This window comes from Streptomyces sp. 11-1-2, assembly GCF_003595545.1.
Classification (GTDB): Bacteria; Actinomycetota; Actinomycetes; order Streptomycetales; family Streptomycetaceae; genus Streptomyces; species Streptomyces hygroscopicus_B.
In genome coordinates, this window is sequence record NZ_CP022545.1 from 11,161,807 (window position 1) to 11,174,719 (window position 12,913).

The 12,913-nt window shown below is 72.2% G+C and carries 3 protein-coding genes; all 3 read left to right on the plus strand.

Annotation, left to right across the window (positions count from 1 at the left end; translation table 11 throughout):
• The first annotated feature begins 60 nt into the window (after window positions 1-60).
• From CGL27_RS47360 to CGL27_RS47370, 3 genes are read left to right on the plus strand one after another with little or no spacing between them, the layout of a single operon-like run.
• Complete coding sequence (locus CGL27_RS47360; protein WP_119993904.1) at window positions 61-1,263, plus strand: cytochrome P450; 1,203 nt, start codon at window positions 61-63, stop codon at window positions 1,261-1,263.
• 51 nt (window positions 1,264-1,314) lie between these two features.
• The gene (locus CGL27_RS47365; RefSeq protein ID WP_119993905.1) at window positions 1,315-6,495 is read left to right on the plus strand and encodes a type I polyketide synthase; all 5,181 of its coding nucleotides are present in this window, start codon (window positions 1,315-1,317) and stop codon (window positions 6,493-6,495) included.
• A 37-nt stretch (window positions 6,496-6,532) separates the two neighbouring features.
• On the plus strand, window positions 6,533-12,910 hold the full coding sequence (locus CGL27_RS47370; protein WP_119993906.1) for a type I polyketide synthase: 6,378 nt from the start codon (window positions 6,533-6,535) through the stop codon (window positions 12,908-12,910).
• The last annotated feature ends 3 nt before the right edge of the window (window positions 12,911-12,913 follow it).

Consider the following 12,913-nt stretch of genomic DNA (forward strand, 5'->3'; position numbering starts at 1 on the left):
CTCACGCCCCACCCCCCCCGCCTCACCTCGCTCATGCGCCATCCCAAGGAGATTCCCACGATGACCGCTGTCGACAACCAGATCCGCGCCTACCCGTTCGGCCCACAGCACGGACTCGACGAGGACCCCGCGTACGAAGAGGCCCGCCGTGCCGGGACGCTGACCAGGGTGCGGATGCCCTACGGCGGCCCGGGCTGGCTGGTCACCCGCTACGACGACGTCAAGGTCGTGCTCTCCGACCCCCGGTTCAGCCGCACGGCCACCCTGGGCAAGGACGTCGCACGCAGTACGCCCGCGATCGAGACCGACATGTCCATCCTCTCGATGGACCCTCCCGACCACACGCGGCTGCGCAGGCTGGTGGCGCAGGCGTTCACCATGCGCCAGGTCGAGCGGCTGCGCCCGGCGATCGACGAGATCATCAACGATCTGCTCGACCGGATCGAGGCGGACGGCACCACGGCGGATCTGGCCCGGTCGCTCACCTGGCCGCTGCCGGTGCGGGTGATCTGCCAGCTGCTCGGTGTGCCGATCGCCGACCACGCGAGGTTCGCCCAGTGGACCGACGACATCATGTCGGTGGCCTCCGAGGACCTCGAACTGATCGTCAAGGCCAGGGACGGCCTCATCGCCTACCTCGCCGAGCTGATCGCCCAGCGCCGCGCCGAGCCCGCCGACGACCTGCTGAGTGGGCTGGTCCTGGCCAGGGACCAGGACGAGCGGCTCAGCGAGCAGGAACTCGTGGTGTTCGGCATGACCCTGCTGCTCGCCGGGCACGAGACCACGGCCAACCAGGTCGGCAACTTCCTCTACCTGCTGCTGAGCCACCCCGAACGGTGGCAGCGGCTGGTGGACGACCCGAGCCTGGTGCCCCAGGCCGTCGAGGAGCTTCTGCGGTACACCCCGCTCGCCGCGGCGGGCAACTTCCCCCGGATGGCCATCGAGGACGTCGAGCTGGGCGGCACCCTTGTCCGCGCGGGAGACGTGGTGGTCGTCCACATGGCCGCGGGCAACCGGGACGCGAGCGTGTTCGAGCGCCCCGACGAGATCGACTTCGACCGCGACGCGCGCGCCCACATCGCCTTCGGCCACGGCGCACACCACTGTCTGGGCGCCCAACTGGCCAGGGTGGAAATCCAGATGGTCCTCACCGCCCTGGTGCGCCGGTTCCCCGACCTGCGCCTGGCCGTCCCCGCCGACGAGGTGCCGTGGCGGACCGAACGACTCGTGAACGGCGTCAGCGCGCTACCGGTCACCTGGTGACCCCGCGACCACGGCAACCAACACAGCACACGCGACCAAGGACTCGGGCGGATGGCTGACCACGACAAGCTTCGCGACTATCTGCGGCTGGCGACCTCTGAGCTGCACACCTTGCGCACCCGCGTGCGCGAGCTGGAGTCCGCGGTACCGGAACCGGTCGCCATCGTGGGTATGGCCTGCCGGTATCCCGGCGGGGTGCGCACTCCCGAGGAGCTGTGGGACCTGGTGGCCGACGGGGTGGACGCCACCGCGGACTTCCCCGGCGACCGCGGATGGCGGCTCGCCCCCGGCGACAGCCTGACCGAGCGCGGGGGCTTCCTCGACGACGCGGGCGATTTCGACCCGGCGTTCTTCGGGGTGTCCCCGCGTGAGGCACGGGGGATGGACCCGCAGCAGCGCCTCGCGCTGGAGGTGGCCTGGGAGTCGCTGGAAAACGCCGGAATACTCCCGGAGACGCTGCACGGCGGGTCGACGGGGGTGTTCGTCGGCGCTTCCTACCAGGGGTACGACACGCTTGCCGACGACACGTCGGAGGTCGTGATCGGCAACGTGTCCAGCGTGATATCGGGGCGTATCGCCTACACGCTGGGTCTCGGGGGTCCGGCGCTCACCATCGACACCGCCTGCTCGTCCTCGCTGGTGGCGCTGCATCTGGCCTGCGAGTCGCTGCGGCGCGGGGAGTGCGATCTCGCCCTGGCCGGTGGCGTCGCGGTGCAGGCGCTTCCCGCGCTGTTCGTGGAGTTCTCGCGGCAGCGGGGGTTGGCGGTGGATGGCCGGTGCAAGTCGTTCGCGGAGGGTGCGGATGGCACTGGCTTCTCCGAGGGTGCGGGGTTGGTGGTGGTGCAGCGGTTGTCGGATGCGGTTGCTTGTGGGCGTCGGGTGTTGGCGGTGGTGCGGGGTTCTGCGGTGAATCAGGACGGGGCGTCGAATGGGTTGACGGCGCCGTCGGGTCCTGCGCAGGAGCGGGTGATTCGTGGGGCGTTGGCGTCGGGTGGGTTGTCGGTGGGGGATGTGGATGTGGTGGAGGGGCATGGGACGGGGACGGTGTTGGGGGATCCGATTGAGGCGGGTGCGTTGGTGCGGACGTATGGGGGCCGGTCGGGTGGTGGGCCGTTGTGGTTGGGGTCGGTGAAGTCGAATATCGGTCATTCGCAGGCGGCGGCGGGTGTGGCTGGTGTGATCAAGATGGTGATGGCGTTGCGGCATGGGGTGTTGCCGCGGTCGTTGCATGTGGATGCGCCGTCGTCGAAGGTCGAGTGGGGTTCGGTGCGGGTGCTGACCGAGGCCCGTGCGTGGCCGGAGGTGGACCGCCCGCGCCGCGCCGCCGTCTCCTCCTTCGGAGTGTCGGGGACGAACGCGCACCTCGTCCTGGAGGAGGCGGCGGAGGAACCGGTTCGGGAGGCCCCGGTCGACGTCGATGTGCTGCCGTATCCCCTCTCCGCTCGCAACGACGCCGGAGTCCGGGAGCAGGCACGGCGGCTGCGCGGACACCTCGAACGCCATTCCGGTGTCGCCCTCGCGGACGTCGCCCACTCGCTCGCCACCACACGCACCGCGTTCGCGCACCGCGCGGTGGTGCTCGCCGCACGCCGCCCGGAACTGGCCGGACTGCTCGACGCCTGCGCCGCCAATGAGCCGCACAACGACGTGGTCACCGGGAAGGTCGTCTCCGAAGGCGGACCCGTCTTCGTGTTTCCGGGGCAGGGGTCGCAGTGGGTGGGGATGGCGGTGGAGTTGCTGGGGTCTTCGCCGGTGTTCGCTGGGGCGATGGAGGAGTGTGCGGGGGCGTTTGAGGGGTTGGTGGAGTGGTCGTTGGTTGAGGTGTTGGGGGATGAGGTGGCGTTGGGGCGGGTTGAGGTGGTGCAGCCGGTGTTGTTCGCGGTGATGGTGTCGTTGGCGCGGTTGTGGCGGTCTTTTGGGGTGGTGCCTGCGGCGGTGGTGGGTCATTCGCAGGGTGAGATCGCGGCTGCGTGTGTGGCGGGTGTGTTGTCGTTGGAGGATGCGGCGCGTGTGGTGTGTGTGCGGTCGAGGCTGATCGCGGAGGGGCTTGCGGGCCGTGGCGGGATGGTGTCGGTCCCGTTGCCGTTGGCCGAGGTCGAGAGGCTGGTCGCGCCGTTCGGTGAGGGGCTTGTGGTGGCGGCGGTGAACGGCCCTGAGTCGGTCGTGGTCTCGGGTACGCCGGAGGCGGTGGCGGCTTTGGCGGAGCGGGAGCCGCGGGCCCGGCGGATCGCGGTGGACTACGCCTCCCACTCCCCGATGGTCCAGGACCTGTGCGAGGACGTGCTCAAGGCACTGGCGCCGATCGCCCCGGCCACGGGCACCGTCCCGGTCTACAGCTCGGTGACCGGTGGACTGGTCGACGGATCGACCATGGGCGCGGAGTACTGGTTCGCCAATCTGCGGGAACCGGTGGACTTCACCGGGGCCGTGTCGGCGCTGCTGGCCGACGGCTTCCGGGCGTTCGTCGAGCTGAGTCCGCACCCGGTGCTGACCACGGCGGTCGAGCAGACCGCCACCGCCATGGACACCGAGATCGCCGTGGTGGGCACGTTGCGCAGGCAGTCCGGCGGGCAGACGCAGTTCCTGCGGGCCTTGGCCGGAGCCCACGTTTCCGGAGTCGAGGTGGACTGGAGCCCGGTGTTCCCCACCGCCGTCCGCCAGGTGGAACTTCCCACGTACCCGTTCGCCAACGAACGGTTCTGGCTGGACGGAAGCTCCGCTCGCGGTGATGTGTCCACGGTCGGCCTGGCCGCGGTGGACCACGGGCTGCTCGGTGCGAGGGCGGACATGGCGGGATCCGGCGAGATCGTGCTGTCCGGGGCGCTCTCGCTCCTGACGCATCCGTGGCTGGCCGACCACACGGTGCGCGGCTCGGTGATCCTGCCCGGTGCCGCCTTTGTCGAGCTGGCCGTCCGGGCTGGCGACGAGGTCCACCGCCCGGTCGTCGAGGAGCTCACCATCCACGCCCCGCTGGTCATCCCGGCGGGCGAGCGGGTCGATGTGCAGGTGTCGGTCACCACCGACGGCCATGTCCAGGTCCACTCCCGTACGGCGGGTTCGGACTGGACGTACCACGCGAGCGCGCTCACGACCGACCGCGCGGAGGAGGCCCAGGTCTGGCGGAGCTGGCCGCCGGAACCGGCGGAAGCGGTGGACACCGAGCGCTTCTACGACACGCTGGCGGGCGACGGCCTGGGGTACGGGCCGGCCTTCCGGGGCGTACGGGCCATGTGGCGGTCCGCGGACGCCTTCTACGCCGAGGTGGCGCTGCCCGACGAGGTGCCGGCGACCGCGTTCGTGCTGCACCCCGCGCTGCTCGACGCCGCGCTGCAGGTGATGGCCTTCGGAGCGGCGCAGTCCGGCCGCACCTCCCTTCCCTTCGCCTGGTCGGGGGTTCGGGTACACGCCTCGGGGGCCCGGTCACTGCGGGTGCGCGTCGCCGCGACGCCGTCCGGTGACATCTCGCTGCTGGCCACGGATCCGGCGAACGCACCGGTGGTCACCGTGGACCGCCTGCGTGCCCGTCCGCTCCGTACCGACGAGTCCGGTCCGGCATTGGACGGACTGCTGTCCCGCCTCGACTGGACACCCGTGGACAGCCCGTCGGCCAAGGACCCCGGCCCCGTCGTGATGTACGAATGCGAGGCCATGGACGCACCGGTCGAGGTGGCGGGCCGGGCACTGGAGGCCGTCCAGGGGTGGCTGCTGAACGAGGGCCGTCCGGACTCCCGCCTCGTCGTGGTGACGCGCGGCGCCGTGTCGACCGGTCCAGACGACGCCCTGTCCGCTCTCCAGCAGACACCGGTGTGGGGCCTGGTGCGCTCGGCGCAGACCGAACACCCCGGGCGGCTGGTCCTCGTCGACATCGACGACGAGTCCGCCGACGCCTTGCCCGCCGCCCTCGCGACCGGTGAGCCGCAGCTCGCCCTGCGCCGCGGCGCGGTCCTGGCCCCCCGGCTCGTGCCCGCCCGGAGCGACGGTGACATCCCGCGGCTCCCGGCCGAATCGACAGTCCTCGTCACCGGCGGCACCAGTGGACTGGGCGCCCTTGTGGCGCGGCATCTGGCCGGGACGCACGGGGTCCGTCACCTGGTCCTCGTCAGCCGCTCCGGACCGCGGGCCGACGGTGTGGCAGAGCTGGTCGCCGAACTCGGTGCACTGGGTGCGACGGCCGACGTGGTGGCCTGCGACATCGCCGACCGGGACCAGGTCCGGACGTTGCTCGACGGCATCGACGAGTTCCCGCTCGCCGGTGTCGTACACGCCGCGGCCGTGCTCGACGACGGAATCGTCACCTCGATGACCCCGGACCGGCTGCGCACCGTCGCCGCACCGAAGATCGACGGGGCATTGAACCTGCACCGGCTGACCGAGGGCATGGACCTCGCGCTGTTCGTGTTGTTCTCCTCGGCGGCGGGAATCCTCGGCTCTCCGGGGCAGGCCAACTACGCGGCGGCCAACACCTTCCTCGACGCGCTCGCCACCCAGCGGCGTGCGACCGGCCTCACCGGGCACTCCCTCGCCTGGGGCCTGTGGGAACAGGCGACAACGCTGACCGCCCCGGTCAAGGGCACCCGCCCCCAGGCCGCCGTCGGCGCCCTGTCCACGGCCGAGGGCCTAGCGCTGTTCGACCGTGCGCTGGCCGGTACCGACCCGGTGACGGTGCCCGCGCGCAGGGCACCGGCCGCCCGTGGCCCCCTGCGACCGACCGCCGCGGTCGCGGTCGCCGAGCCGGACTTCGCCGCCCGGATGGGCGCTTTGAGCCCGGCCGAGCGCAAACGGGAACTGCTGAGGCTGGTACGCGAGCAGGCCGCGGCCGTCCTCGGATTCGCCCGGCGCGACGAGATCGACCCCCAACGGCCCTTCCTCAACGCCGGATTCGACTCGCTCACCGCCGTGGATCTGCGCAACCGGCTCAACACGGTCACCGGCCTGCGGCTGCCACCCGCCACGACTTTCGACTTCCCCACCCCCGACGCACTCGCCGGGAAGATGGCCGAGGAACTGGCCTCGGAGACCGGCACCGAGCAGGCGCTGCTGGCCGCGCTCGACCAGCTCGAGGCGGCACTCGCCGCGCCGTCGACCGACGGGGCGCTGCGCACCGTTCTGGCCGACCGCCTGGCCCGGCTGCAGGCGCACAGCGCACCGGCCCGGCAGCCCGCCGCGGAGCTGCGGACGGCGAGCGCCGGCGAGCTCCTCGACTTCATCCACAACGAACTCGGCATGAAGTAGAGCCCTTCCCGCCACTCTCACAGACAGGTCCCGTGTCATGCCGAACGAGGAAGAACTGCTCAATCACCTGCGCTGGGTCACGGCCGAGCTGCACGAGACCCGGCAGCGTCTGCAGGAGCGCGAGTCGGCCGCCCGTGAACCCCTCGCGATCGTGGGCATGTCGTGCCGCTATCCCGGCGGGATCAGCTCACCCGAGCAACTGTGGCAGCTCGTCATCGACGAACGCGACGCCATCACCTCACTGCCGACCGACCGGGGCTGGGCCCTGGAAGGGCTCTTGGACGACGACCCCGCCAGCCGCGGCAAGTCCTACGTCGCACGCGGCGGCTTCCTCACCGATGGCGACTGGTTCGACGCCGAGCACTTCGGCATGTCGCCCAGGGAGGCGCTGGCCACCGACCCGCAACACCGGGTGCTGCTCGAACTGGCGTGGGAGGCCCTGGAGCGGTCGGGCATCGCCCCCGACTCGCTGCGTGGCAGCCGGACCGGTGTGTTCACCGGCGTCATGTACCACAACTACGCCGACCGCCTGACCAGGCCGCCCGAGGAGCTGGAGGGCTATCTCGGCACCGGCAACTCCGGTGGCGTCGCCTCCGGGCGGATCGCCTACAGCCTGGGCCTGGAAGGGCCCGCCATGACACTCGACACCACCTGCTCGTCCTCGCTGGTGGCGTTGCACCTGGCGGGCGACTCGCTGCGCAAGGGCGAATGCGACCTCGCCCTCGTGGGCGGAGCGACGCAGATGTTCACGCCCGCCGCCTTCGTGGAGTTCTCGCGGCAGCGGGGGTTGGCGGTGGATGGCCGGTGCAAGTCGTTCGCGGAGGGTGCGGATGGCACCGGCTGGTCCGAGGGTGCGGGGTTGGTGGTGGTGCAGCGGTTGTCGGATGCGGTGGCTTGTGGGCGTCGGGTGTTGGCGGTGGTGCGGGGTTCTGCGGTGAATCAGGACGGGGCGTCGAATGGGTTGACGGCGCCGTCGGGTCCTGCGCAGGAGCGGGTGATTCGTGGGGCGTTGGCGTCGGGTGGGTTGTCGGTGGGGGATGTGGATGTGGTGGAGGGGCATGGGACGGGGACGGTGTTGGGGGATCCGATTGAGGCGGGTGCGTTGGTGCGGACGTATGGGGGCCGGTCGGGTGGTGGGCCGTTGTGGTTGGGGTCGGTGAAGTCGAATATCGGTCATTCGCAGGCGGCGGCGGGTGTGGCTGGTGTGATCAAGATGGTGATGGCGTTGCGGCATGGGGTGTTGCCGCGGTCGTTGCATGTGGATGCGCCGTCGTCGAAGGTCGAGTGGGGTTCGGTGCGGGTGCTGACCGAGGCCCGTGCGTGGCCGGAGGTGGACCGCCCGCGCCGCGCCGCCGTCTCCTCCTTCGGCGCGTCCGGCACGAACGCACACCTGATCCTCGAGGAGTTCGAGCACGAACCCGTTGCGCCGCCCGAGGCCACGGACATGGTGATGCCGCTGGTGCTCTCGGCGAGCACCCCGGCCGCGCTGCGGGCCCAGGCGGAAGGGTTGCTCGATGCCACAGGCCGCCACGACCTGACCGACCTCGCCCGTTCGCTGTGCACCACCAGGGCGGCTCTGCGCTCTCGCGCGGTCGTGGTCGCGGGCACCCCCGCCGAGGCACGCACCGCCTTGCGCGCCCTGGCCGACGGGCAGCCCAGCGGCGCCGTCGTCACGGACACCGCGCGTGTGTCCGCACACGACGTCGTCTTCGTGTTTCCGGGACAGGGGTCGCAGTGGGTGGGGATGGCGGTGGAGTTGCTGGGGTCCTCGCCGGTGTTCGCCGCGGCGATGGAGGAGTGTGCGAGCGCTTTCAAGGGGTTGGTGGAGTGGTCCCTGGCCGAGGTGCTGGGGGATGAGGTGGCGTTGGGGCGGGTTGAGGTCGTGCAGCCGGTGTTGTTCGCGGTGATGGTGTCGTTGGCGAAGCTGTGGCGGTCGTTCGGGGTGGAGCCTGCGGCGGTGGTGGGTCATTCGCAGGGGGAGATCGCGGCGGCGTGTGTGGCCGGTGCGTTGTCGTTGGAGGACGCGGCGCGAGTGGTGTGCGTGCGGTCGAAGCTGATCGCGGAGAAACTCGCCGGGCGTGGGGGAATGGTCTCGGTCCCGCTCGGCTTCGCGGAAGCGACCGACCTGGTCGCCTCCCGGTCCAAGGAGCTGGAGATCGCCGCGGTCAACGGCCCGCAGTCGGTGGTCGTGTCCGGCACGCCCGAGGATCTCGAGGACCTGATGTCCCACTGCGAACGAGAAGGAGTGCGGGCCCGCCGGATCGAGGTGGACTACGCCTCCCACACCGCACAGGTCGACCCGCTCGCCGACGATCTGCTGCGCGCGCTGAAGACCGTGACCCCCGGACAGGCCGAAGTGCCGTTCTTCTCCACCGTGACCGGGCGGTTCGAGTCCGGGACCGCGCTGGACGCCGAGTACTGGCTGCGCAATCTGCGCCGCCCGGTGCGCCTCGACTCCGCCGTACGCGGCCTCGCCGACGAGGGCTTCGACGCCTTCGTGGAGGTCAGCAGCCATCCCGTGGTGATGCCCGGGGTGCAGGACACCCTCGCCGAGATGGACGCTCCCGCGACGACGGTGGGCACGCTGCGCCGCGGCTCCGGTGGCATGGACCAGTTTCTGCGCTCGGTGTCCGCGGTGTTCGCGGCCGGCGCGGCGGTCGACTTCAGCCCGCTGTGGGCAGACCGCGCCCCCGTCTTCGTCGACCTGCCCACCTACGCCTTCCAGCGCGAGCGCTACTGGCTCACCGACGCCGGACACGGCGGCGACATGTCCGCGGTCGGCCTGACCGGTGCCGGGCACGGCCTGCTCGGTGCGGTCCTGGAGGTCGCCGAGACCGGCGGCGCCATGCTGACCGGCTCGTTGTCCATCGACTCCCACCCCTGGCTGGTCGACCACGCCGTGCTCGGCTCGGTGATGTTCCCCGGCGCGGGCTTCGTGGAGATGGTGCTCAGGGCGGCGGACGAGACCGGCTGCGGGCGCGTCGAGGAACTGACCCTGCACACACCGCTGGTGTTCGACGGCCACGAGCGGGTCGACGTCCAGGTGGCGGTGGGAGGCGACCGCGAGGGGCGTCGTGAGGTGACGGTGCACTCGCGCGCGGCGGGCACCACGACGGGCTGGGTGTTGCACGCGACCGCGACCGTGGCCCGCGAGCCCGCCGCCGGAGGGCCGCGGTGGGAGGCGTGGCCGCCCGCGGGCGCCGTCGAGGCGGACCTCGGCGACTTCTACGCCGCCCTCGCGGAGGACGGGCTCGTGTACGGGCCGGTGTTCCAGGGCGTGCGGCGGGTGTGGCTCGACGGGGACGTACGCTACGCCGAGATCGCCCTGCCGGAAGCGGCCTCCCCCGAAGACTTCGTGCTCCACCCGGTCCTGCTGGACTCGGCGCTGCAGGTGATGGCACACGGAAGCCTGGCGGAGGGCCGGACGTTTCTGCCGTTCACCTGGTCGGACATCTCCGTGTCCGCGTCCGGCGCCCGCGCGCTGCGCGTACGGATGGAGCCGCGGGGCACCGACAGCGTGTCGGTCCTGGCCGCCGACTCCGCCAACGTCCCCGTCCTGACCATCGGCGAGGTCGTCACCAGGATGGTCTCCGGGGGCAGGCCGGTCTCCACGCACCGCGGGCGGACCGCGAAGCTGCTGCGCGTCGACTGGACGCAGACGCCCGCGGCCACGTCACCCCCGCCGAGGACGGCCGTCCTGTCCGACCGCCCGGAGTCCGGCCGGTGTCTCTTCGACGGCCTGGACGCCGACCGGTATGCCGGTGTGGAGGCGCTGGCCGCCACGATGGGCACCGCGCCCGCCCCCGGTGTCGCCCTGCTGAGTCTTGTGCCGCGGCCCGGCGACACGACGGCCGCCGCGTACGAACTCACCGAGCGTGCCAGGGCCGCGGTCCAGTCATGGCTGTCCGACGACAGGTTCGCCGCCGTGACGCTCGCATTGGTGACGGTAGGGGCGTTCCCGGTCGGCCAGCGCCGCGCGCCCGACCCGGCCGCCGCGGCCGCCGCCGGGTTCGTTCGTTCGGCGCAGAGCGAGCACCCGGGCCGTTTCCTGGTCATCGACCTCGATCCCGACGCCGACCCGCCGCAGGTGCCACCTGCCGCCCTCGTCGGCGACGAACCCGTCGTCGCCGTGCGGGGCGACCGGCTGTTCGCCCCCCGCCTCACGGAGGACGACACCCTGCCCGCCCTCACCCCGCCGCCGGACACCGAGGCGTGGAGCGTGGACCTGGACTCCGCGGACAACCTGGACGGCTTGGGCATCGTGCCCGCCCCCGGTGTGCTGGCACCGCTGGCGGAGGGCGAGGTCCGCCTGTCCGTGCGCGCCATGGGCGTGAACTTCCGGGAAGTCCTCGTCGCACTCGACATGGTGCCCGGCGGGGACCGGCCCGAAGGGGGCGAGGCGGCAGGCGTGATCACCGAGATCGGACCGGGCGTCACCGGATTCTCGGTCGGCGACCGGGTGATGGGCCTGGTCACCGGCGCCTACGCCGGGCCGGTCGCGGTGGCCGATCACCGCACGCTGGCGCCGCTGCCCGCCGGCTGGACGTTCGCCCAGGGAGCGGCGACGCCCGTCGCCTTCCTCACCGCCTACTACGGGCTGACCGACCTCGGGGGTGTCCGACCCGGTGACCGGGTGCTGATCCATGCGGCGGCCGGCGGTGTCGGCATGGCCGCGGTGCAGATCGCACGGCACCTGGGGGCCGAGGTGTTCGCCACCGCCCACCCCACGAAGTGGCGCGATGTGCGGGCCGGCGGCGTCGACCCCTCCCACCTGGCGTCCTCGCGGACCACACGGTTCGAGGACGCCTTCCGCCCGGCGCTCGGCGGGCACGGGATCGATGTCGTACTGAACTCGCTGGCAGGCGAATTCATCGACGCCTCCTTGCGGCTGACCGCCGAAGGAGGCCGGTTCCTGGAGATGGGCAAGACCGATATCCGGGACGCCGACGAGATCGGCCCGCGCCACCCTGCCGTGCGCTACCGGGCGTTCGATCTGCTCGACGCCGGTCCCGACCGCATCCGGACCATGCTGGCCGAGCTGGCCGCCCTGATCGAGCGGGGCGCCCTGACGCCGCTGCCGGTCCGGGCCTGGGACGTCCGCCGCGCCGCGGAGGCGTTCCGGTACATCAGCCAGGCGCGCCACGTCGGCAAGGTCGCGCTGACCGTGCCCCGGCCGTGGGATCCGGCGGGGACGGTGCTGCTCACCGGCGCGAGCGGCACACTGGGCGGCACGCTCGCCCGGCACCTGGTCGCCGAGCGCGGTGTCCGGCACCTGCTGCTGCTCAGCCGGCGGGGGAAGGACGCGGAGGCGGCGGCCGGGCTGGAGGCGGAACTCACCGCCCTCGGCGCGTCCTCGGTGACCTTCGCCGCCTGCGACGTCGCCGACCGGGCGGCCGTGCGCGAGGTCCTGGCCGCGATACCGCCGCGGCGCCCGCTCACCGCCGTCGTGCACGCCGCCGGTGCCCTCAGCGACGGCCTGGTCGGCTCGCTCGGCCGGGCGGACGTCGACGCGGTCTTCCGCCCCAAGGTCGACGGCGCCGCGGTACTCGACGAGCTGACCCGCTCCGACGACCTCGCCGGCTTTGTGCTGTTCTCCTCGGCCGCGGGCGTCACCGGCAACGCCGGGCAGGCGAACTACGCCGCCGCCAACGCGTTCCTCGACACACTGGCCGGACGCAGGGCCGCCGAGGGCCTGACCGCGCAGTCGCTGGCCTGGGGGCTCTGGGCGGACACCAGCGAGCTGACCGCCACGCTCAGCGAAACCGGCCGGGCCAGGATCGCCCGCTCGGGTGTCCGCGCGCTGCCCGCGGCGACCGCGCTGGACCTGTTCGACCAGGCGCTCTCCCGTGACGAGGCGCTGCTGCTGCCCATCGACGTCGACCCGTCCGGCGAGACGGAGTTGCCGCCGCTGTGGCGCAACCTGGTGCGCCGCCGGGTCCGCCGGGTGGTCGCCGGGACGCCGGTCGCCGAGACCTCGACCGCCGAGCTGCTGGCCGGTGTTCCCGCCGCCGAGCGGGTGCGAGTCCTCACCGACCTGGTGTGCGCGCATACGGCCGCTGTCCTCGGGCTCACCGCCGACCGGGTGGAACCGCTGCGGGCGTTCAGCGAGATCGGCTTCGACTCGCTCAGCGCCGTCGAACTGCGCAACCGCCTCAACTCGGCGACAGGGCTCCGGCTGCCCGCCACGACGGTGTTCAGCCACCCCAGCCCTCAGGCGCTGGCCCGGAAGCTGGCCACCGAGCTGTTTCCCGAGACCGACGCGGCTTCGGAGGAGGCCGACGCGGCCTCGGAGGAGGCCGGGGCGGAGCACCAGCGCGAGGGGGCGCTGACCGACGTGGACATCGACGGCCTCGACGTGGAGGAGCTGATGTCCCTCGCGCTCGGCACGGCCGACCCGCACACCTCCGAAGGATGACCG

What these genes read in the sequence shown, in the direction of transcription:
- CGL27_RS47365 (WP_119993905.1), top strand. Translation starts at nt 1,315, where the DNA reads ATGGCTGACCACGACAAGCTTCGCGACTATCTGCGGCTGGCGACCTCT.
- CGL27_RS47360 (WP_119993904.1), top strand. Translation starts at nt 61, where the DNA reads ATGACCGCTGTCGACAACCAGATCCGCGCCTACCCGTTCGGCCCACAG.
- CGL27_RS47370 (WP_119993906.1), top strand. Translation starts at nt 6,533, where the DNA reads ATGCCGAACGAGGAAGAACTGCTCAATCACCTGCGCTGGGTCACGGCC.